General features: G+C 69.0%; 13 protein-coding genes and 3 rRNA genes. 5 read left to right on the forward strand and 11 right to left on the reverse strand.

Annotated features, from left to right (window positions below; translation table 11 throughout):
• Positions 1–178: 178 nt before the first annotated feature.
• From ACSMXW_RS14115 to ACSMXW_RS14130, 4 genes are all read left to right on the forward strand, one after another.
• Positions 179–868: a DUF4129 domain-containing protein gene (locus tag ACSMXW_RS14115; RefSeq protein ID WP_485806611.1), complete on the forward strand. Its 690-nt coding sequence runs from the start codon at positions 179–181 to the stop codon at positions 866–868.
• A gap of 368 nt (positions 869–1,236) precedes the next feature.
• Positions 1,237–2,415, forward strand: coding sequence for a DUF4350 domain-containing protein (locus tag ACSMXW_RS14120; RefSeq protein ID WP_485808024.1), 1,179 nt, complete (start codon positions 1,237–1,239; stop codon positions 2,413–2,415).
• Positions 2,415–3,404: an AAA family ATPase gene (locus tag ACSMXW_RS14125; RefSeq protein ID WP_485808026.1), complete on the forward strand. Its 990-nt coding sequence runs from the start codon at positions 2,415–2,417 to the stop codon at positions 3,402–3,404. Before ACSMXW_RS14120 ends, ACSMXW_RS14125 begins: the two co-directional genes overlap by 1 nt.
• A 117-nt stretch (positions 3,405–3,521) precedes the next feature.
• Complete coding sequence (locus ACSMXW_RS14130) at positions 3,522–4,832, forward strand: DUF58 domain-containing protein (protein ID WP_485806613.1); 1,311 nt, start codon at positions 3,522–3,524, stop codon at positions 4,830–4,832.
• Positions 4,833–4,942: 110 nt separating this feature from the next.
• Here the strand turns inward: ACSMXW_RS14130 and rrf are convergent.
• The 4 genes from rrf to ACSMXW_RS14150 all read right to left on the reverse strand — a co-directional run bounded on the left by rrf (position 4,943) and on the right by ACSMXW_RS14150 (position 11,764).
• Positions 4,943–5,059, reverse strand: a 5S ribosomal RNA gene (gene rrf / locus ACSMXW_RS14135).
• A 91-nt stretch (positions 5,060–5,150) separates the two neighbouring features.
• A 23S ribosomal RNA gene (locus tag ACSMXW_RS14140) occupies positions 5,151–8,275 on the reverse strand.
• Positions 8,276–8,600: 325 nt separating this feature from the next.
• Positions 8,601–10,130: ribosomal RNA gene (locus ACSMXW_RS14145) — 16S ribosomal RNA — on the reverse strand.
• Together the 16S, 23S and 5S rRNA genes form the textbook arrangement of a ribosomal RNA operon.
• Positions 10,131–10,756: 626 nt before the next feature.
• The gene (locus tag ACSMXW_RS14150) at positions 10,757–11,764 is read right to left on the reverse strand and encodes a stage II sporulation protein M (protein ID WP_485806614.1); all 1,008 of its coding nucleotides are present in this window, start codon (positions 11,762–11,764) and stop codon (positions 10,757–10,759) included.
• Between the two features lie 269 nt (positions 11,765–12,033).
• On the opposite strand from ACSMXW_RS14150, the gene ACSMXW_RS14155 reads away from it, so the two are divergent.
• A complete protein-coding gene (locus ACSMXW_RS14155) occupies positions 12,034–13,074 on the forward strand; it encodes an RDD family protein (protein ID WP_485806616.1) in 1,041 nt (346 codons plus the stop codon).
• A 181-nt stretch (positions 13,075–13,255) separates the two neighbouring features.
• Here ACSMXW_RS14155 and ACSMXW_RS14160 read toward each other — a convergent pair whose 3' ends face one another.
• The 7 genes from ACSMXW_RS14160 to ACSMXW_RS14190 form a co-directional block, all read right to left on the reverse strand.
• Positions 13,256–13,870, reverse strand: coding sequence for a hypothetical protein (locus tag ACSMXW_RS14160; protein ID WP_485806617.1), 615 nt, complete (start codon positions 13,868–13,870; stop codon positions 13,256–13,258).
• A gap of 150 nt (positions 13,871–14,020) precedes the next feature.
• Entirely contained in the window at positions 14,021–15,484 is a 1,464-nt protein-coding gene (gene ahcY / locus ACSMXW_RS14165) for an adenosylhomocysteinase (protein ID WP_485806619.1), read from the reverse strand.
• Between the two features lie 357 nt (positions 15,485–15,841).
• A complete protein-coding gene (locus tag ACSMXW_RS14170) occupies positions 15,842–16,828 on the reverse strand; it encodes a cation diffusion facilitator family transporter (protein ID WP_485806621.1) in 987 nt (328 codons plus the stop codon).
• Positions 16,829–17,119: 291 nt separating this feature from the next.
• A complete protein-coding gene (gene manA / locus ACSMXW_RS14175; RefSeq protein ID WP_485806622.1) occupies positions 17,120–18,373 on the reverse strand; it encodes a mannose-6-phosphate isomerase, class I in 1,254 nt (417 codons plus the stop codon).
• A gap of 70 nt (positions 18,374–18,443) precedes the next feature.
• Positions 18,444–19,574: an SIS domain-containing protein gene (locus ACSMXW_RS14180; protein WP_485806624.1), complete on the reverse strand. Its 1,131-nt coding sequence runs from the start codon at positions 19,572–19,574 to the stop codon at positions 18,444–18,446.
• A 212-nt stretch (positions 19,575–19,786) separates the two neighbouring features.
• The gene (locus ACSMXW_RS14185) at positions 19,787–19,978 is read right to left on the reverse strand and encodes a Trm112 family protein (protein ID WP_485806626.1); all 192 of its coding nucleotides are present in this window, start codon (positions 19,976–19,978) and stop codon (positions 19,787–19,789) included.
• A gap of 616 nt (positions 19,979–20,594) precedes the next feature.
• A complete protein-coding gene (locus ACSMXW_RS14190; protein WP_485806628.1) occupies positions 20,595–21,959 on the reverse strand; it encodes a phosphomannomutase/phosphoglucomutase in 1,365 nt (454 codons plus the stop codon).
• Positions 21,960–22,156: the final 197 nt, after the last annotated feature.

Genomic DNA, 22,156 nt, shown 5'->3' on the forward strand with positions numbered 1-22,156 from the left:
GTCGTGGGCCGCGGAGGCGGCCGGGAACCGGCCGTGGGCCACGGGGACGGCCGGAGAACGACCGTGGGCCGTGGGGGCGGCCGGGAACCGGCCGTGGCGCAGGCTCCTGGCGTCCGGCCTCACGTCCGGCCTTCTGCCGGCGGCAGCGCTGCTGCCGCGCCGCGCCGACGACCCCCCGGTGACCATCTCGCGCGACCCCGCGCGGGAAGCCGCCAAGCGCGAGTTGTCGAAGCGGATGTACCACCAGAACGACCCTGGTCTCCTCCACCGCGCGCTGAACCGCTTTCTGGCCTGGGTCCAGGACCTCTTCAACGCGGCTTCCGGCGTCACGCCCGGCGGCGGGCTCGGCCTCTTCGTCATCGTGCTGGCCGTGCTGGCGCTTGCCGCGGCGCTCTGGTGGCGCCTGGGCACGCCCCGCCGCACACCCGCGGCGGCCGCACCGCTCTTCACCGACCGGCCGCGCGGCGCGGCGGAACACCGCGCCGCCGCGGAGGCGCACGCCGCCGAGGGCCACTGGAGCCGGGCGGTCCAGGAGCGGATGCGGGCCATCGTGCGCGACCTGGAGGAACGCGCGCTGCTCGAACCGCGGCCGGGGCGCACCGCCGACGAGGCCGCGGCGGAGGCCGCCGTCTCGCTGCCCTCCCACGAGGACCGGCTGCGCGCCGCCGCGCGGGACTTCGACGACGTCGCATACGGCGGCCGCAGCGGCGACGAGCCCGCGTACCGGCGCATGTCCGCGCTCGACGAGGACCTGGTACGCGCCCGGCCCGTGCTCACCGGGGCCGGCGCCGGCACGGCGAGCAGCCACACGAGCCACACCACCACCGCGAGCCATCCCGGCACCCCGCCTCGGAGGACGCCCGAATGACCGGCTCCTCCCCCACCCCGCAGCCGGGTCCCGCCTCGCGGCCGAGCCAGGCTTCGCAGCAGACTCCCGCGGCGGACACCGCTCCCACCCCAGGGGCCGCCCCCGCCCCGGGGCGCACCCCCGACGGCTCCCGGCCCCCCGCGGCACCACACCCGCCGGCCGGCCCCGACGCTCCACCGCACAGCACCGCCGCCCCGCCGGCCGGCACGTCCCCGTCCGGCACGTCCCCGTCCGGAACGCCACCATCCGGCACGAACCCACGCGGCACGGCGCCACCCCGCACGACGCCGAAGGGGCCGACGCCGCCCGGGACAACGTCCACCGCCCCCACCGCCCGGAGCGTCTGGACCCGCGCACGAGGTCTCGTCCTGGCCGCCGCGGTCCTGCTGGCCGCGGCGATCGTCATCGCCGTGGTCCGCTCGGACGCCCAGCACGGCCGGCTCGATCCACGGTCCGCCGACCCGCTCGGCTCCCGGGCCGTGGCAGCGCTCCTCTCCGACCGGGGTGTCTCCACGCGAACCGTCACCACCCTTGAGGCGGCACGGGCGGCCGCGGGCCCGGACACCACCCTCCTGGTGGCCGACCCGGATCTGCTGACGCCCCGCCAGCAGGCGCGGCTGCACGCGGCGATGGCAGGGGCCGGCGGGCGTACCGTCCTCGTCGCACCGAGCGCGGCGTCGGCCGCCACGCTCGTCCCGGACGTCAGCGCGGACCCGGCCCCGAGCATCGACTCGACGCTCACCCCCGGCTGCGCCCTTCCGGCCGCCCGGCGCGCGGGCGCGGCCGACACCGGCGGGCTCCGCTACGACCCGACGTCCCCTTCCGCCGACTCCTGCTACTTCAGCGACGGGCTCCCCACGCTCGTCCGTGTCCCCGACGCGGGCACGAGGGGCGACACCGTCGTCCTCGGCGCGCCGGACATCTTCTACAACGACCGGCTCGACGCTCGGGGGAACGCCTCCCTCGCCCTGCAACTCCTCGGCTCCCGCCCCCATCTGGTCTGGTACCTCCCCTCGCTCGCCGACCCGGCCACCACGGACACGGGCAGCCGCAGCTTCTACGACCTGATCCCCTCCGGCTGGCTCTGGGGCACGCTCCAGGCCGCCGTCGCGGTCGCGCTGGCCGCCCTCTGGCGGGCCCGCCGCCTGGGCCCCCTCGTCCGCGAACGGCTGCCCGTCGCCATCCGTGCCTCCGAGGCCGCGGAGGGCCGCGCCCGCCTCTACCGCAAGGCCGACGCACGCGACCGCGCCGCCGACTCCCTGCGCACCGCCACCCGCCTCCGACTCGCCCCACTCATCGGCACTCCCCCTTCCCACGCGCACTCCCCCGAGGTGCTGCTCCCCGCCCTGGCCGCCCGGCTGGCCAGGAGCCAGAGCCCCGCGCAAGCCCCGGGCACACCCGGTTCCCCGAGCCGTCAGCCGCACGCCCCGGGCCGTGAACAGCACCTGCACGCCCTCCTCTTCGGGCCGCCGCCCCGCGACGACGCAGCACTCATCGCCCTCGCCGAACACCTCGACGCCCTCGAAGGAGAGGTACGCCGTTCATGATGGACCCGACCACTGACAATGCCCCTCGCGTGGCCGACCCGGGCGGCGCCCGCGCCTCCCTGGAGGCGCTGCGCACCGAGATCGCCAAGGCCGTGGTCGGCCAGGACCCCGCCGTCACAGGCCTGGTCGTGGCGCTCCTCTGCCGCGGCCATGTCCTTCTCGAAGGTGTCCCCGGGGTGGCGAAGACGCTCCTGGTGCGCACCCTCGCCGCCGCCCTCGCAGTCGACACCAAACGGGTCCAGTTCACCCCGGACCTGATGCCCAGCGACGTCACGGGCTCCCTCGTCTACGACGCGCGCACCGCGGAGTTCTCCTTCCAGCCGGGCCCGGTCTTCACCAATCTGCTGCTCGCCGACGAGATCAACCGCACCCCGCCGAAGACACAGTCGGCCCTGCTGGAGGCCATGGAGGAACGCCAGGTCACGGTGGACGGCACACCTCGCCGGCTCCCCGAGCCGTTCCTCGTCGCCGCCACGCAGAACCCGGTCGAGTACGAGGGCACCTATCCGCTGCCCGAGGCCCAGCTCGACCGTTTCCTCCTGAAACTGCACGTCCCGCTGCCCTCGCGCGAGGACGAGATCGGCGTACTGAAGCGCCACACGGAAGGCTTCGATCCGCGCGACCTGCACGCCGCCGGGGTGCGCCCCGTCGCCACTCCCGCACACCTGGAAGCGGCCCGGGAAGCGGTCGCACGCACCGCCGTCTCGCACGACATCACCGGCTATGTGGTCGACCTGTGCCGCGCCACCCGTGAGTCGCCGTCCGTCACGCTCGGCGTCTCCCCGCGCGGCGCCACGGCCCTCCTCTCCACGGCCCGCGCCTGGGCCTGGCTGACCGGCCGCGACTACGTCATCCCCGACGATGTGAAGGCCCTGGCCCTGCCGACCCTCCGGCACCGCGTCCAACTGCGGCCGGAGGCCGAGATGGAGGGCATCACCGCCGACTCCGTCATCAACTCGGTCCTGGCGCACGTCCCCGTGCCCCGCTGACTCCATCGTCACGGCTCCCCACTCACTCGTCCCGCTCCCGCCCCGTCGCCCCCCCACCTGCACCACCGACCACGATCACGACCAACCACGACCACCACGACCACAGCCCGAGGATTCATGGCCCTGACCGGACGCACCGCTCTGCTGGCGGCCCTCGCCTCCCTGCTCGTCGGCTTCTTCGCGCCGAGTTGGACGGGCATCCTGGCCGTGAACCTCCCGATCGCGCTCGCGTGCCTCTGCGACCTCGCACTGGCCGCTCCCGTGCGCCGCCTCGCGTTCACCCGCTCACCGGACACGTCGGTACGCCTCGGCGAATCGGTGGACACCACGCTCACCGTCACCAACACTTCCGGCCGCCCGCTGCGGGCCGCCCTACGCGATGCCTGGCCGCCGAGCAGCGGGGCACGGGCCTCGCAGGACGGTGCCAGGCATCATCGGCTGACGGTGCCGGCAGGCGAACGCCGCCGTGTCGTCACCCACATCCACCCCACGCGCCGCGGAGACCACCACGCCGTCCGTGTCACCGTCCGCTCCTACGGGCCGCTGGGCCTGCTGTGCCGCCAGGGCAGCCATCTGGTTCCGGGCACGGTGCGGGCCCTGCCGCCGTTCCACAGCCGTAAGCACCTGCCGTCCAAGCTGGCCCGACTGCGGGAGATGGACGGCCGCACCAGTGTGCTGACCCGCGGTGAGGGCACGGAGTTCGACAGCCTGCGCGCTTATGTCCCGGGCGACGACACCCGCTCCATCGACTGGCGGGCCACGGCACGACAGTCCTCGGTCGCCGTCCGGACCTGGCGTCCGGAACGGGACCGACGCATCCTGCTCGTCCTGGACTCCGGCCGCACCTCCGCCGGCCGCGTCGGCGACGCGCCACGCCTCGACGCGGCGATGGACGCGGCCCTGCTGCTGGCCGCGCTCGCCTCCCGCGCAGGGGACCGCGTGGACCTGCTGGCCTACGACCGCGGGATCCGCGCCCTGGTCCAGGGCAGGACCGCGAACGACGTCCTGCCCGCGCTGGTGGACTCCATGGCCGGTGTGGCACCCGAGCTGGTGGAGACGGACGCGCGGGGCCTGGTGTCCGCGGCCCTGCGCACCGCGCCCCGGCACGCCCTCATCGTGCTGCTGACCAGTCTCGAAGCGGCTCCCGTGGAGGAGGGGCTGCTTCCGGTCCTCGGCATGCTCACCCAGCGGCACACCGTGCTGGTGGCCTCCGTCGCGGACCCGCGCATCACCCGTATGGCCGCGGGAAGGGGAACCATCGACGCCGTGTACGACGCGGCAGCCGCCGCTCAGGCCCAGGACGAACGCCGCCGCACCGCCGACAAACTGACACGCCGTGGTGTGACGGTGGTAGACGCTCTGCCGGACGCTCTGGCTCCCGAGCTGGCCGATGCCTACCTCGCTCTGAAGTCCGCAGGGAGGCTGTGAGCGACGGGAGTTGTAGGGACCGGAGGCTTGCAGGAATGAGCAGAGCCCATGGCCACAAAAAAAGAAAACCCCCGTACCGAAACCGGTACGGGGGTTTTCTTCTAATAAGAGTTCGGCGGCGTCCTACTCTCCCACAGGGTCCCCCCTGCAGTACCATCGGCGCTGTAAGGCTTAGCTTCCGGGTTCGGAATGTAACCGGGCGTTTCCCCCACGCTATAACCACCGAAACACACACCACCAACCACAACCCCAACCCCTACGGGCAAGACCATGTGATTGTTCGTGGTTTCAGAACCAACACAGTGAACGCGAGCACCTGAGGACAAGCCCTCGGCCTATTAGTACCAGTCACCTCCACACCTCACGGTGCTTCCAGACCTGGCCTATCAACCCAGTCGTCTACTGGGAGCCTTACCCCATCAAGTAGGTGGGAGCCCTCATCTCGAAGCAGGCTTCCCGCTTAGATGCTTTCAGCGGTTATCCCTCCCGAACGTAGCCAACCAGCCATGCCCTTGGCAGAACAACTGGCACACCAGAGGTTCGTCCGTCCCGGTCCTCTCGTACTAGGGACAGCCCTTCTCAAGACTCCTACGCGCACAGCGGATAGGGACCGAACTGTCTCACGACGTTCTAAACCCAGCTCGCGTACCGCTTTAATGGGCGAACAGCCCAACCCTTGGGACCGACTCCAGCCCCAGGATGCGACGAGCCGACATCGAGGTGCCAAACCATCCCGTCGATATGGACTCTTGGGGAAGATCAGCCTGTTATCCCCGGGGTACCTTTTATCCGTTGAGCGACGGCGCTTCCACAAGCCACCGCCGGATCACTAGTCCCGACTTTCGTCCCTGCTCGACCCGTCAGTCTCACAGTCAAGCTCCCTTGTGCACTTACACTCAACACCTGATTACCAACCAGGCTGAGGGAACCTTTGGGCGCCTCCGTTACCCTTTAGGAGGCAACCGCCCCAGTTAAACTACCCATCAGACACTGTCCCTGATCCGGATCACGGACCCAGGTTAGACATCCAGCACGACCAGAGTGGTATTTCAACAACGACTCCACGAACACTGGCGTGCCCGCATCACAGTCTCCCACCTATCCTACACAAGCCGAACCGAACACCAATATCAAACTATAGTAAAGGTCCCGGGGTCTTTCCGTCCTGCTGCGCGAAACGAGCATCTTTACTCGTACTGCAATTTCACCGGGCCTATGGTTGAGACAGTCAAGAAGTCGTTACGCCATTCGTGCAGGTCGGAACTTACCCGACAAGGAATTTCGCTACCTTAGGATGGTTATAGTTACCACCGCCGTTTACTGGCGCTTAAGTTCTCAGCCTCGCCCACCCGAAAGTGAGCTAACCGGTCCCCTTAACGTTCCAGCACCGGGCAGGCGTCAGTCCGTATACATCGCCTTACGGCTTCGCACGGACCTGTGTTTTTAGTAAACAGTCGCTTCTCGCTGGTCTCTGCGGCCACCCCCAGCTCACACCGCACGGGCGATCACCAGGAATGGCCCCCCTTCTCCCGAAGTTACGGGGGCATTTTGCCGAGTTCCTTAACCATAGTTCACCCGAACGCCTCGGTATTCTCTACCAGACCACCTGAGTCGGTTTAGGGTACGGGCCGCCACAAAACTCGCTAGAGGCTTTTCTCGACAGCATAGGATCATCCACTTCACCACAATCGGCTCGGCATCAGGCCTCACCCACAAGCCAGGCGGATTTACCTACCTGACGGGCTACACCCTTACCCCGGGACAACCACCGCCCGGGATGGACTACCTTCCTGCGTCACCCCATCACTCACCTACTACCAGCTCGGGCCACCGGCTCCACCACTCCCCTTCACCCGAAGGCTCCGGGGCGGCTTCACGGGCTTAGCATCACTGGATTCAATGTTTGACGCTTCACAGCGGGTACCGGAATATCAACCGGTTATCCATCGACTACGCCTGTCGGCCTCGCCTTAGGTCCCGACTTACCCTGGGCAGATCAGCTTGACCCAGGAACCCTTAGTCAATCGGCGCACACGTTTCCCACGTGTGAATCGCTACTCATGCCTGCATTCTCACTCGTCAACCGTCCACAACTACCTTCCGGTGCTGCTTCACCCAGCAGACGACGCTCCCCTACCCATCACGACCTCCGTTAAGAGTAATATCGCAATGACACGACTTCGGCGGTGTGCTTGAGCCCCGCTACATTATCGGCGCGGAATCACTAGACCAGTGAGCTATTACGCACTCTTTCAAGGATGGCTGCTTCTAAGCCAACCTCCTGGTTGTCTCTGCGACTCCACATCCTTTCCCACTTAGCACACGCTTAGGGGCCTTAGTCGATGCTCTGGGCTGTTTCCCTCTCGACCATGGAGCTTATCCCCCACAGTCTCACTGCCGCGCTCTCACTTACCGGCATTCGGAGTTTGGCTAAGGTCAGTAACCCGGTAAGGCCCATCGCCTATCCAGTGCTCTACCTCCGGCAAGAAACACACGACGCTGCACCTAAATGCATTTCGGGGAGAACCAGCTATCACGGAGTTTGATTGGCCTTTCACCCCTAACCACAGGTCATCCCCCAGGTTTTCAACCCTGGTGGGTTCGGTCCTCCACGACCTCTTACAGCCGCTTCAACCTGCCCATGGCTAGATCACTCCGCTTCGGGTCTTGAGCACGCTACTCCACCGCCCTATTCGGACTCGCTTTCGCTACGGCTCCCCCACAACAGGTTAACCTCGCAACATGCCGCAAACTCGCAGGCTCATTCTTCAAAAGGCACGCAGTCACGACTAACAGGAACAAGTTCCCGCCAGCGACGCTCCCACGGCTTGTAGGCACACGGTTTCAGGTACTATTTCACTCCCCTCCCGGGGTACTTTTCACCATTCCCTCACGGTACTATCCGCTATCGGTCACCAGGGAATATTTAGGCTTAGCGGGTGGTCCCGCCAGATTCACACAGGATTTCTCGGGCCCCATGCTACTCGGGAAACAAACAAGTGAGCCGCTGACATTTCAGCTACGGGGGTCTTACCCTCTACGCCGGGCCTTTCGCATGCCCTTCGCCTACATCAACGGTTTCTAACTCACCCAACAGCCGGCAGACTGCTGAAGCTCGCTCCCACAACCCCCTGAACGCAACCCCTGCCGGGTCTCACACGCTCAAGGTTTAGCCTCATCCAGTTTCGCTCGCCACTACTCCCGGAATCACGGTTGTTTTCTCTTCCTGCGGGTACTGAGATGTTTCACTTCCCCGCGTTCCCTCCACATACCCTATGAGTTCAGGTATGGGTGACAGCCCATAACGACTGCCGGGTTTCCCCATTCGGACACCCCCGGATCACAGCTCGGTTGACAGCTCCCCGGGGCCTATCGCGGCCTCCCACGTCCTTCATCGGTTCCTGGTGCCAAGGCATCCACCATGCGCCCTTAAAAACTTGGCCACAGATGCTCGCGTCCACTGTGCAGTTCTCAAACAACGACCAACCACCCACCACCCCAAACCACACGGCTTGAGTTCACTGGGGCCGGCAACCGAAGACACAACCAAGCGGCCGCGCCCTCAGACACCCAACAGCGTGCTCAACCCGTCCCACCCGAAGAACCACGTTCCACGCCCCCACAAGGGCAGTACTAGCAGCCTCCAAGCCCAGAACCAGGCCGAATAGTCAACGTTCCACCCATGAGCAACCGGCACCGGACACTCGCCGATGAACCGGCCTCTGACCCGAACCCCACAACAGGATCCGAGTAAGAAGTGCTCCTTAGAAAGGAGGTGATCCAGCCGCACCTTCCGGTACGGCTACCTTGTTACGACTTCGTCCCAATCGCCAGTCCCACCTTCGACGACTCCCTCCCACAAGGGGTTGGGCCACCGGCTTCGGGTGTTACCGACTTTCGTGACGTGACGGGCGGTGTGTACAAGGCCCGGGAACGTATTCACCGCAGCACTGCTGATCTGCGATTACTAGCGACTCCGACTTCATGGGGTCGAGTTGCAGACCCCAATCCGAACTGAGACCGGCTTTTTGAGATTCGCTCCACCTCACGGCATCGCAACTCATTGTACCGGCCATTGTAGCACGTGTGCAGCCCAAGACATAAGGGGCATGATGACTTGACGTCGTCCCCACCTTCCTCCGAGTTGACCCCGGCGGTCTCCCGTGAGTCCCCAGCACCACAAAGGCCTGCTGGCAACACGGGACAAGGGTTGCGCTCGTTGCGGGACTTAACCCAACATCTCACGACACGAGCTGACGACAGCCATGCACCACCTGTACACCGACCACAAGGGGGACCGTGTCTCCACGGTTTTCCGGTGTATGTCAAGCCTTGGTAAGGTTCTTCGCGTTGCGTCGAATTAAGCCACATGCTCCGCCGCTTGTGCGGGCCCCCGTCAATTCCTTTGAGTTTTAGCCTTGCGGCCGTACTCCCCAGGCGGGGCACTTAATGCGTTAGCTGCGGCACGGACCACGTGGAATGTGACCCACACCTAGTGCCCACCGTTTACGGCGTGGACTACCAGGGTATCTAATCCTGTTCGCTCCCCACGCTTTCGCTCCTCAGCGTCAGTATCGGCCCAGAGATCCGCCTTCGCCACCGGTGTTCCTCCTGATATCTGCGCATTTCACCGCTACACCAGGAATTCCGATCTCCCCTACCGAACTCAAGCATGCCCGTATCGACTGCAGACCCGGAGTTAAGCCCCGGGCTTTCACAACCGACGTGACACGCCGCCTACGAGCTCTTTACGCCCAATAATTCCGGACAACGCTTGCGCCCTACGTATTACCGCGGCTGCTGGCACGTAGTTAGCCGGCGCTTCTTCTGCAAGTACCGTCACCTTGCGGCTTCTTCCCTGCTGAAAGAGGTTTACAACCCGAAGGCCGTCATCCCCCACGCGGCGTCGCTGCATCAGGCTTGCGCCCATTGTGCAATATTCCCCACTGCTGCCTCCCGTAGGAGTCTGGGCCGTGTCTCAGTCCCAGTGTGGCCGGTCGCCCTCTCAGGCCGGCTACCCGTCGTCGCCTTGGTAGGCCATCACCCCACCAACAAGCTGATAGGCCGCGGGCTCATCCTTCACCGCCGGAGCTTTCCACACCGAGGAGATGCCTCCCGGTGTCATATCCGGTATTAGACCCCGTTTCCAGGGCTTGTCCCAGAGTGAAGGGCAGATTGCCCACGTGTTACTCACCCGTTCGCCACTAATCCCCGGCCGAAGCCGGTTCATCGTTCGACTTGCATGTGTTAAGCACGCCGCCAGCGTTCGTCCTGAGCCAGGATCAAACTCTCCGTGAATGCTTCCCCGTACTCGGGGCGAACACATCACGAGAGCGGTGCGGGAAGAGGAATTATCTTCCCGCACACAGCATCCTCGCTGTGTATTTTTTCAAAGGAACCTCGTCACCGGAGAACAATCTCCGGCAGACGGGGTATCAACATATCTGGCGTTGACTTTTAGCACGCTGTTGAGTTCTCAAGGAACGGACACTTCCTTTGTACTCACCCCGGAACCAAATTCCGCGGCTTTCCTCCGGGCGTTTCCCTTCGGTGTTTCCAACCGTACCAGATCCGTTTTCCTTGTCGTCACCGACCGGAATTCGTATCCAGTGGCCGTTGGAGGGCCTGTGCCTTTGGGTGCCTCTCGGCTTCCCTTTGCAGGTCCTGACCTTATCAGATGGATTCAGCGGGGACTGACCGGGACTGGCCAGCCGCATATTCCATTTCAGGGCCGGGAGGCTCCTCCGGAATCCAGGATTGCGAAGGAGTTCGTAGATCGTCACGGAAGCCTGAACCGGCGTCCAGTCCAACCTGGCCTGACCTGATTCAAGGCAACTGCTCTAACCTAGCGCCACGCCCCATCCCTGTCAAGGGACTTCGGCGCGGTGAAGGGAGACTAGCAGCTCGCGGGTGCTTGATGCACATCAGGCCGCGAGCGGGAGGTCCGCACTGCGTTCCTCCGGGGCCAGGTCGCCCGTCTCGCCGGCCCTGGCCGCCCGCCCCCCGACCACGTACACGTACACCAGGAACGCCGTCTCCGCGGCGATGCCGATGCCGATGCGCGCCCACGTCGGAAGTCCCGACGGTGTGACGAAGCCTTCGATGGTCCCCGAGACGAAGAGGACGAGCGCCAGGCCGACCGCCATCCCTAGGGCGGCCCTGCCCTCCTCCGCGAGGGCGGTCCGGCGGGAGCGGGGGCCGGGGTCGATCACCGTCCAGCCCAGCCTGAGACCGGTGCCGGCGGCGACGAAGACGGCGGTCAGTTCCAGGAGGCCGTGCGGGAGGATGAGGCCGAGGAAGGTGTCCAGGCGACCTGCCGAGGACATCAGGCCGATGCCCACGCCCACATTGAGCATGTTCTGGAACAGCACCCAGAGGACGGGTATGCCGACGAAGGCTCCCAGGACGAGGCAGAGTCCGGCTGCCTCGGCGTTGTTCGTCCACACCTGGGCTGCGAACGATGCCGCTGGATGACTGGAGTAGTACGTCTCGTACTCCCCGCCCGGCCGGGTCAGGCTCCGGAGTTCCGACGGGGCCGCGATGGTGGCCCTGACCTGCGGGTGCGTGCCGATCCACCAGCCCAGGACGATCGATATCGCCGTGGAGACCAGGGCAGTCGGGACCCACCAGTGCCTGCTGCGGTAGACCGCCGCCGGGAAGCCGCGGGTGAGGAAGCGGGCCACGTCGCGCCAGGAGGCGCGGCGGGTGCCGGTGACCGCGCTCCGGGCGCGGGCCAGCAGCTGTGTGAGGCGGCCCGTGAGCCGGGGGTCGGGGGCGCTGGACTGGATCAGGGAGAGGTGGGTGGCGGTGCGCTGGTAGAGGGCGACGAGTTCGTCGGCCTCCGCGCCGGTCAGGCGGCGCCGGCGGCGCACCAGGCTGTCGAGGCGGTCCCATTGCGCACGGTGCGCGGACACGAACACATCGAGGTCCATGGCGGCCACTCCTCGTCGCTCCTTGTGACTCTCACAGCTTCCCGGTGGCTCTCGTGGCCACCCGTCGCTGACACGGGGCCGTGTGCCACCGCCGGCGCCACCGTCCGGCCCCGACTACGAGGTGTATCCCACCTCCTGGTGCGGCGCGATACACGTCAGCTTGGCAGACTGGCAGTTTCCGGTGCGGACCGGGCCACTGCCCCGGAGGGGCCCCGTGAGGGCGCTGAGGCGGGCGCGGACCGTTGGGGAGCGGAGAGAGGACGGCAGGCGTGAGCGAGCTTGTGACGGGCGAGGCGGTGGCGCTGGAGCTGCGTCCCGCGAGGCTGCCGAGCCGGGCGCTGGCCGAGGTGCTCGATCTGGTCGTCGCTCTGGTGGTCTACCTGTCGGTGATGTTCGCGGTGCTGGCTTCGACGTCCTCCCTGGACGATGCCGCCGCGGCGGCCATTGCGATCGCGTCGTTCCTGCTGTTGCTGGTGGGCGGGCCGATCGCGGTGGAGACGCTCTCTCATGGGCGGTCGCTGGGGAAGCTTGCGTTCGGGCTGCGCGTGGTGCGGGACGACGGAGGGCCCATCCGGTTCCGGCATGCGCTCGTGCGCGGGGCGATGGGGGCGGTGGAGATCCTGCTGTCCGTGGGGGTCGTCGCGTGTATCGCGTCCCTGGTGTCGGCGCGCGGGCGACGCGTCGGGGATGTGTTCGCGGGGACGCTGGTGGTGCGGGAGCGGGTGCCCGGACCGTCCGGCGGGTTTGTGCCACCTCCGCCGCCGTGGCTGGCCGGGCGGTTCTCGGGCCTCGACCTGTCGGGCGTGCCGGACGGTCTGTGGCTGGCGGTCCGCCAGTACCTGACCCGGATGGAGCAGCTGGACCCGCAGGTGGGCTGGACGATGGCCGCCCGGCTGGCGTCGGACCTCGCGGAGTGTACGGGCGCCCCGGCGCCACCCGACGTGCCGCCCGCCGCCTATCTGGCCGCCGTGGTCCACGAACGGCAGACGCGTGACGCCCGCCGGGCCTTCGGGGGCGGGGCGGCGCCGGGCGCGTGGAGCTGGGGAGGTTCTGGGGGCGCGCCCGCCCCCGCGCCCGCCTTCGCTCCGGCGCCGCCCCATGCTCCGGCGCAACCGCCCACGGCTGCACCTGAGTCCATCACGGCACCCGAGCCCACCGCCGCACCCGAGCCCGCCCCCGCACCTGAGCCCGCTCCCGCACCGGCGGCTCCCGGTGCGCAGCCGGCGCCCCCCTCGGGTCCCACTCGCGCTCCGGGATCGGGGCCTGCACCGCGCGACGGGGCTGCCACGGGGTTCGTCCCGCCGGCGTGAGCACAGGCACGGCTCGTCCGGCGCCGGGCGTGACCGCGGCACGACCGCAGTTCGGTCGCGGACGTGACCGCCGGCCCGGCCCCCTCCCGGACCGGCACAGCGTTCCGGAGCACAGCCGCGGCCTTCCGGAGCACCGCCGCGGCCTTCCGAAGCACCGCCATGACATTCCGGAGCCCCGGGATCAGGGGAACACCGACGGCGGCGAGTCGAGGTCTTCCAGTTCGATACCGGGGGCGGCGAGCACCACGTCGCCGGTGAGGTGGACGGTGTGCCGCTCGCCCGTGTCCAGGGCGCTGACCTGGTATTCGTCCACGGTCAGGGGGCCGTTGTCAGTGGCGTGTGCTTCTCTTTTCACCAGCGCCCAGGACTGGTCGACGGTGCGGGGTGCCAGCACGGGGTCGGTGAAGGTGACGAGGCGGACACGAGTGGCGGGGGAACCGGGGGTGAGGCGCAGCAGTCGGGCGGTGGAGACGAGGAAGGCCGGCGAGGTGCCGCTGAAGGCATGAGCGGGGGCGTTGCCCTGGGTGGCGTGCGTGCCGGTGGGGTCGGTGCGTACCCAGGTGACGCCGTCGAGGGCGGCCCCGCGCACCTGCCAGCTCGACGCGTGGAGTTCCAGACGGATCGGGCGGCCCAGTTCGTCGACGGCCAGGTCGACGGAGCCCGCGTGGTCGCCCGCGGGAGTGGTCAGCTCGGAGACATAGCGCCAGCCGGACGGGCCGGGGGCGCAGTGGAAGTGTTCCTCGCCCAGGGGGGTGTGATCGTGCGGATCATGGAGCGAATAACGGCCGCGGGGCATGGGAGGTCCTGAGTCTTCCGGCACACGGGTCGGGGACGGCGGCGTCCCGTACCCGTCGGAACGCGTCGACCGTACCTCCGGGACGGAGCAGGCCCCCGCCACGGGGGTGCGGGGGCCTGCTCGACCCGGCCGTCGGCCGAGGCCGGTGGTTCAGTAGCGGTAGTGGTCCGGCTTGTAGGGGCCCTCGACCTCGACGCCGATGTAGGAGGCCTGCTCGGGGCGGAGCTTGGTGAGCTTGACGCCGAGTGCGTCCAGGTGGAGGCGGGCGACCTTCTCGTCCAGGTGCTTGGGCAGGACGTACACGTCCGTCGGGTACTGGTCGGGCTTGGTGTACAGCTCGATCTGCGCCAGCGTCTGGTTCGTGAAGGAGTTCGACATCACGAAGGAGGGGTGGCCGGTCGCGTTGCCCAGGTTGAGCAGGCGGCCCTCGGAGAGCACGATGATCTTCTTGCCGTCCGGGAAGGTCCAGGTGTGGACCTGCGGCTTGACCTCGTCCTTGACGATGCCCGGGATCTTCGCCAGGCCCGCCATGTCGATCTCGTTGTCGAAGTGGCCGATGTTCCCGACGATCGCCTGGTGCTTCATCCGGGTCATGTCCGCGGCCATGATGATGTCGCGGTTGCCGGTGGCGGTGACGAAGATGTCGGCCTCTTCGACGACGTCGTCGAGCCTCGCCACCTGGTAGCCGTCCATCGCCGCCTGGAGGGCGCAGATCGGGTCGATCTCGGTGACGATCACCCGGGCGCCCTGGCCGCGCAGCGACTCGGCGCAGCCCTTGCCCACGTCCCCGTAGCCGCAGACGACGGCGGTCTTGCCGCCGATCAGGACGTCGGTGGCGCGGTTGATGCCGTCGATGAGGGAGTGGCGGCAGCCGTACTTGTTGTCGAACTTCGACTTGGTGACGGCGTCGTTGACGTTGATCGCCGGGAAGAGGAGGGTGCCGTCGCGGTGCATCTCGTACAGGCGGTGGACGCCTGTGGTGGTCTCCTCGGTCACGCCGCGGATCTCGGAGGCCAGGTTCGTCCACTTCTGCGGGCTCTCGGCGAGGCTGCGGGTGAGCAGCTGCAGGATGACGGCGTGCTCTTCGCTCTCGGCGGTGTCGACGGAGGGCACCTCGCCGGCCTTCTCGTACTCGACGCCCTTGTGCACCAGGAGGGTGGCGTCACCGCCGTCGTCGAGGATCATGCTGGGCCCGCCGGTCGGGGTGTCCGGCCAGGTCAGCGCCTGCTCCGTGCACCACCAGTACTCCTGAAGGGTCTCGCCCTTCCAGGCGAAGACGGGGACGCCCTTGGGGTTGTCCGGGGTGCCGTCGGGGCCGACGGCGACCGCGGCGGCGGCGTGGTCCTGGGTGGAGAAGATGTTGCAGGATGCCCAGCGGACCTGGGCGCCGAGGGCGACCAGCGTCTCGATGAGCACGGCGGTCTGCACGGTCATGTGCAGCGAGCCCGTGATCCGGGCGCCGGCCAGCGGCTGCTGGGCGGCGTACTCCTCGCGGACGGCCATCAGGCCGGGCATCTCGTGCTCGGCGAGGGTGATCTCCTTGCGGCCGAACTCGGCCAGCGAAAGGTCGGCGACCTTGAAGTCCTGCTGCTGTCGGTTCGCGACAGTCGACATTCGTGCTGCTCCTCGTGGTTGATCGAGGTGGGTACGGCTGACCTGCGCAACGGCGGGCAACGGGCATACGGATGCCCGGGTGCGCGCAGCGCAGTCCGTCGGAGGCCCTCTCTCCCTCGGTCGGCCCCTGGAGGCCGCCCGACCGCCATCAGCAGCGACGTCTGGCTCGGTCACGAATTTACACCGATCGGGGCGCCGACCCCAGTCCGTTTCGGCCCTTCGCGGCGGTGCGGGCGGGGTTCTCCGCCGGCCGTACCGCCGCACCCTCCATCATTCCCGGCGTGCCGCCCAGGATCGACGTGCGCGGACTCACAAAGAAGTACGACGACGGCGGCGCGGCGGTCGCGCCCCGGAAGCTCAGTGTTCCGGGTGGCCGGCAGCCGGGCCCGGGCCGCCCGGGGTGGCGGCCGGGTCGGGGCCCGCGGCGGCCTCCTCGGCGCTGTAGATGTCGGGCTCCAGGTAGATCACCCGGGCGATGGGGACGGAGCCCCGGATGCGCTCCTCCGCGGCGTTGATGGCGGCGGCGACCTCCGCGGCGGTGTCGTCGTGCCGGACGGCGATCTTGGCGGCGACGAGGAGTTCCTCGGGCCCGAGGTGGAGAGTGCGCATATGGATGATGCGGGTGACCGACTCGCCGTCCACGAGCGCATTCTCGATCCTGGCCAGCACCTCGGCGCCCGCGGCCTCGCCGAGCAGCAGCGACTTGGTCTCGACGGCCAGCACCAGGGCGATCGAGATCAGCAGCGCGCCGATGCACAGGGTTCCGACGCCGTCCCAGACGCCGCTGCCGGTGAGCAGCGCGAGGCCGACGCCGCCCAGCGCGAGCAGCAGGCCGATGAGGGCGCCGAAGTCCTCCAGCAGGACGACCGGCAGCTCGGGGGCCTTCGCACGGCGGATGAACTGCACCCAGGAGAAGCCACCGCGCAGCTCACGGGCCTCCCTGATCGCCGTGCGGAACGAGAACCCCTCGGCGACGATCGCGAACACCAGGACGCCGACCGGCCAGTACCAGGACTCCAGGTCGTGCGGGTGCTTCACCTTCTCGTAGCCCTCGTAGAGCGCGAACATGCCGCCGATGGAGAACAGGACGATCGAGACGAGGAAGGCGTAGATGAAGCGCTCGCGGCCGTAGCCGAACGGGTGCTGGGGGGTGGCGGCGCGCCGGGCCTTCTTGCCGCCGAGCAGCAGCAGGATCTGGTTGCCGGAGTCGGCCAGCGAGTGCACGGCCTCGGCCAGCATCGACGAGGAGCCGCTGAAGACGAACGCCACGAACTTCGATGCGGCGATCGCCAGGTTGGCGCCGAGTGCCGCCACGATCGCCTTGGTGCCGCCTGAAGCGCTCATCTGTTCCCCGCATCCCCTTTTTTTTGCGTTCGCCCTTTTCGCGTGCGCTGTGTTCGTCGCGTGACTCTGTTCGTCGCGTGACTCTGTTCGTCGCGTGACGCTGTTCGTCACATGCGCTGTGTTCGTCCACATGCGCCGTGTTCGTCACATGCGCTGTGTTCGTCGCGTGCGCTGTGTTCGCCGGTGCCGTGTCGTCGGCGGCGCGCTCACCGGCTTTGCCCGTCCTTTGCAGTGGGTCATTGTTGCAGCACGCGCCGACAGGCCCGCATGCGGTGGTGCCTCTGCGGTCCCTCAGGCCACGACGGTGGCCCGGAAGAGGGTTCCCGTCCCGCTCACCCGGGCCTCTTCACCGGCGGGGACGAACACCGACTCGCCGGGGCCGAGCGGGACGTCGCCCGCCCGTACCGCGCCCGCCGTGCAGAGCAGGATCTGCGGAGTGGGCACGGTCAGGACGCGGGGGGCCGTGCCCTCGGTCAGGGCGTACCGGGAGAGGCGGAACTCGTCGATCGGGGTCTCGTAGACCTCCTCGCCGTCCTCGCCCGGCGCCGGACGCAGCACTCCAGGGCCGCTCGCCTCGAAGCGGACGATCCGCAGCAGCTCGGGGACGTCGACGTGCTTGGGGGTGAGCCCGCAGCGCAGCACGTTGTCCGAGTTAGCCATGATCTCCACGCCCAGGCCCTGGAGGTATGCGTGCGGGACGCCGGCGCCGAGGTAGAGGGCCTCGCCCGGTGCAAGGCGGACGTAGTTGAGCAGCATCGCGGCGATGACGCCGGGGTCGCCGGGGTAGTGGTGTGCGAGGGAGGCGTATGCGGCGTAGTCCGCGCCCCAGGCGGTGCCGGTGTCCATACCGGAGTCGGGGACGGCGGGGGTGCGGGTGCCGGTGCGGGTGCGGGTGCGGGTGCCGGTGCCGTCGTCGGTTCGGCGGGCGAGTGCGGCGCATGACGCGGCGGCTTCCGCCACGGTGACGGCCATGTCGTCCGGGTCGGCCGTGAGCAGCGCCGTGAGCACCTCCCTGAGGGCGGCCTCCTCGGGGTGGGCGCGCAACAGGTCCACGTACGGCTTGAGGGAGTCGACCTCCAGGCGGGCCAGGAGGTCGGCGGCCGCGGCGGGTTCGCGGAAGCCGCAGAGGCCGTCGAAGGGCGTGAGGGCGCAGATGAGTTCGGGCTTGTGGTTGGGATCCTTGTAGTTGCGCTCCGGCGCGTCGACCGGGACGCCGCGGCGCTCCTCGTCCGCGTAGCCCTCCTCGGCCTGGGTGCGGTTCGGGTGCACCTGGAGGGAGAGCGGGGCGCCTGCGGCGAGCAGCTTCAGGAGGAACGGCAGGCGGGGGCCGAACCTGGCCGTGGCGCGCGCGCCCAGTTCGCGCTCGGGGGCCGCGGCGATCACCTCGTTCAGGGGGCCGCGGGGGGTGCCCGAGGGGGCGCCGGGGTGGGTGCCCATCCACATCTCGGCCTGCGGTTCGCCGGTCGGCTCGACGCCGAGGAGGTTCGGGATCGCGGTGGCCGAGCCCCAGGCGTAGGGCCGGATCGTGTTCGCTAGGCGGTCCATGTGGGGCTTCCTGGGGTGGGTCTCGGGGCGGGTTGGGGGGTGCGCTTCTCAGGTTGTGCGCATCCGTGTGTCAGTAGGTCCTGGTGGCCAGGCCGAGGTAGACGGCGGCGAAGTCGGTGATGGCGATCAGCTCGGCCATCGTCTCCAGCTCGGCGCCGTCCTCCGGCTCGAACTCGCTGATCGCGGTGTCATGGCTGAGGGCCAGTTCGCGGGCGGCCGGGGCGGCGCTGAGGTTGTCCGTGGGACGGTCCCGCAGCAGTACCACGCGTGCGTGCAGCGGCTGTGGCTCCTCCACCCGGTCGCGGAAGAAGTCGTCGGGGTCGGCGCCGGCGGCCAGGGCGCCGACGAGCAGCGCACCGTGCGCCGGCATAGCCTCGGGCAGCTCCGCGGAGAGCGCGGGCCGGCCGGCCAGCTCCGCGAGCGCGGCGGCGAACCGGCGGCCTGCCGGGCCCGCCGACGGACCTTCCGTCCAGATCAGCGGGAGCGACTCGGCGAGTTCGGCCGCGAGCGTCTTGGCCGGATTGCTGTACGTGGCGATGGCCGGGCCGCACCGCTCGGCGACGTGGTCGAGCCGGTCCGCGACCTTCTGGAGGGCCGGCGGCGGAGCGGTCAGCAGGCCGGTGCGGTCGAGCAGCATCAGCAGTGGGGTGAGCAACGCCCACAGTGCGCCGGGGGCGGACGCCGCGTCCGGCTCGTCCTGCTCGTACGGGGCGGTGGCCATCGGTACGGCGAGACCGTGCGCGCCCTCGACCGCCTCGGCGAGCGGGGAGCCCGCCGGGGACACCGAGACGACCGTGCAGCCGCGGCGGTAGGCCTGCTCGACGAGGAGTTCAAGGCCGGGCTCGGTGCCGTCCGGGGTGGTGACGAGGAGCAGGTCCACCGGGCCGGCCCAGCCGGGCAGGGCCCAGCGCAGGGCGCCCGCGGCGGGGGCCACGCCGGTGGGGCTCAGGCGTGTGACGGGGCAGCCGGCGCCTACCAGCATGCCGAGCAGGTCGGCGACGCCCGTGGCGGCGGTGCCGGGGCCGGCGATCAGGAGGGCGCGGGGGCGGCCGTCGGGTTGGAGCTCTGCGATGCCGGACTCGGTGGCGTGGCGCAGGGCTGTGCGGACGCGGGCGCCGGCTTCGGCGGCGCCGCGGAGCAGGCCTCGGCGGTCGGCCCTGGCCAGGTCTTCGGGCGCGTCGAGCAGCGATTCGTCCAGCATGGCTGGGGCCTCCGGGGCGGGGCGTCGGTTGTGCGGCGGTGGGCTTCGGGGTGGGGGAGGGGGAGGGAGGGAGGGGGGTGGGTGGGTGAGCGGTGGTGCGGTGGAGGGATGTGGGGTGGTGCGCGTGTGGGGTGGTGCGCGTGTGGGGTGGTGAGGGTGGTTCGCGTGTGAGGTGGCGCGGGTGTGGTTCGAGTTCGTGGGGGGCGATTGTGTTATGCGGGGCGGCGGGCCTCGTCCACGAGGAGGACGGGGATGCCGTCTCGGACGGGGTAGGCGAGGCCGCAGTCCTTGCTCGTGCAGAGCAGTTCGCTGTCCTGGTCGTGGTCCTGGGTCTCTTCCTCTGTGAGCGGAGCGTGGCAGGCCGGGCAGGCGAGGATGTCCAGGAGGCCGGATTCGAGGGGCATTCGGGGTCCTTTTCTGGAGCGTGTTTCCTGGTCAGGGTAGCGCGGGGGTGGGGGCCGGCCCGGGGGTGCTTGTGGGAGTGCTCGCGGGGCCGGTGCGGGCGTTGGTTGTGGCTGGGGCGCCTTCTGGCTTTGGTGGGTGGGGTGGTCTTGGCGTGCGCGGGTTCTGATGGGGCTGGGGCGCCTTGGGTTTCGTTGTGGGGCGGGGCCGCGGGGGGATATCCGTCCTCGGTCCGGCGCCCTCCGTAGGCGTTCGGGTTCTCTGGTCGTGGCGCCGGACACTGCGGGCGGACATCCCCCCACGTCCCCTCACCTCTCGTCGGCGACTGCGACCCGGTGGGACCGCACCTTCCAGCCACCGGTCACCGCTGTCGGCGCCCGCCCGCCAGAACCGCCGCCCGCTGTCGGCGCCCGCCCGTACCGCTGACCGCTGTGGGCAATCGTTCCGCACGCCGCGGTAACTCCCAGGCCCTTCAGGCACCGGGGGACACAGCCCACGGCGCGCGGCGCTTGGACGTACCGGCCCGCACCGCCAGGGCAGGGGGGAAGGCCGCCACCGCGGGCGCGCGGGCCCACGGCGTGCGTGTGGGGACCGGGGGCAACCGTTCCGCTTGGGGGGTCAGCCCCGGACGATGGAGAGGACCTCGTCGCGGATCTTGGTCATCGTGGTCTCATCACGGGCCTCCGCGTTCAACCGCAGCAACGGCTCCGTGTTGGACGCGCGGACGTTGAACCACCAGTCCGCGGCCGTGACCGTGAGGCCGTCGAGTTCGTCCAGGGTGACGTCCTCGCGGTCCTGGAAGGCGGTCCTGAGCGCGGCGAGGCGGTCCGCCTGGTCGTCCACGGTGGAGTTGATCTCGCCGGAGGAGGCGTAGCGGTCGTACTGGGCGACCAGGCCCGAGAGGGGGCCGTCCTGGCCGCCGAGCGCGGCGAGGACGTGCAGGGCCGCCAGCATGCCGGTGTCCGCGTTCCAGAAGTCGCGGAAGTAGTAGTGGGCGGAGTGCTCCCCGCCGAAGATGGCGCCGGTCCTGGCCATCTCCTGCTTGATGAAAGAGTGGCCGACGCGTGTGCGGACCGGGGTGCCGCCGTTCTCGCGGACCACCTCGGGTACCGACCACGACGTGATCAGATTGTGGATGACGGTGCCGCTGCCGCCGTTCTTCGCCAGCTCGCGGGAGGCGACGAGGGCGGTGACCGCGGACGGCGAGACCGGGTCGCCGTGCTCGTCGACCACGAAGCAGCGGTCCGCGTCGCCGTCGAAGGCGATGCCGATGTCCGCGCCCTCCGTGCGCACGCGCTCCTGGAGGTCCACGATGTTGGCCGGGTCGAGCGGGTTTGCCTCGTGGTTCGGGAAGGTGCCGTCCAGTTCGAAGTACATCGGCACGAGGTCGATGGGCAGACCGCTCAGGACCGTCGGCACGGTGTGACCGCCCATGCCGTTGCCGGCGTCGACCACGACCTTCAGGCGGCGGATCGAGGTGAGGTCGGCCAGGGAGCGGAGGTGGTCGGCGTAGTCCCGCAGGGTGTCACGCTGGGTGAGGGTGCCGGCCCGCTCGGCGGGGGCGGGGGCCGAGGTGTCCTGCCACTCCTCGACGAGGGCCCGGATCTCCGCGAGGCCGGTGTCCTGGCCGACCGGGGCCGCGCCGGCGCGGCACATCTTGATGCCGTTGTACCGGGCGGGGTTGTGCGACGCCGTGAACATCGCGCCCGGGAGGTTCAGCGCTCCCGAGGCGTAGTAGAGCTGGTCGGTGGAGCACAGCCCTATCTCCGTGACGTCGGCGCCCTGGGCCGCGGCGCCGCGCGCGAAGGCCCGCGACAGGCCGGGCGACGAGGGGCGCATGTCGTGCCCTATCACCATCGCCGCGGCGCCGGTGACCCTCTGGAAGGCGGCCCCGAACAGCTCGGCCAGTGGCTCGTCCCACTGGTCGGGGACCACTCCGCGGACGTCGTACGCCTTCACGATCTGCGACAGATCAGCGGTCACAGCGAGCCCTCCTGAAGTCCTCTGCGGTAGGCCAACGCTACCCGTAGGGACTGACGGCCGTTTGTACGGAGCCCAAGCTGACGCGGACCGTACGGCGACGGACGGAGCGCGGAGCCGCGGCGCCGGGCGTTGTGCACGTTGTGCACGTTGTGCACGTTGTAACGGTCGTATACCCCCGTATGGCTGCGGGTATCTCT

It is taken from the genome of Streptomyces sp. DSM 116793, from assembly GCF_057320905.1.

Bases quoted from the DNA above. Each gene is read 5' to 3' on its own strand.
- ACSMXW_RS14125 (WP_485808026.1), top strand. From the start codon at position 2,415: ATGGACCCGACCACTGACAATGCCCCTCGCGTGGCCGACCCGGGCGGC.
- ACSMXW_RS14130 (WP_485806613.1), top strand. From the start codon at position 3,522: ATGGCCCTGACCGGACGCACCGCTCTGCTGGCGGCCCTCGCCTCCCTG.
- ACSMXW_RS14150 (WP_485806614.1), bottom strand. From the start codon at position 11,764: ATGGACCTCGATGTGTTCGTGTCCGCGCACCGTGCGCAATGGGACCGC.
- ACSMXW_RS14160 (WP_485806617.1), bottom strand. From the start codon at position 13,870: ATGCCCCGCGGCCGTTATTCGCTCCATGATCCGCACGATCACACCCCC.
- ahcY (WP_485806619.1), bottom strand. From the start codon at position 15,484: ATGTCGACTGTCGCGAACCGACAGCAGCAGGACTTCAAGGTCGCCGAC.
- ACSMXW_RS14170 (WP_485806621.1), bottom strand. From the start codon at position 16,828: ATGAGCGCTTCAGGCGGCACCAAGGCGATCGTGGCGGCACTCGGCGCC.
- manA (WP_485806622.1), bottom strand. From the start codon at position 18,373: ATGGACCGCCTAGCGAACACGATCCGGCCCTACGCCTGGGGCTCGGCC.
- ACSMXW_RS14180 (WP_485806624.1), bottom strand. From the start codon at position 19,574: ATGCTGGACGAATCGCTGCTCGACGCGCCCGAAGACCTGGCCAGGGCC.
- ACSMXW_RS14185 (WP_485806626.1), bottom strand. From the start codon at position 19,978: ATGCCCCTCGAATCCGGCCTCCTGGACATCCTCGCCTGCCCGGCCTGC.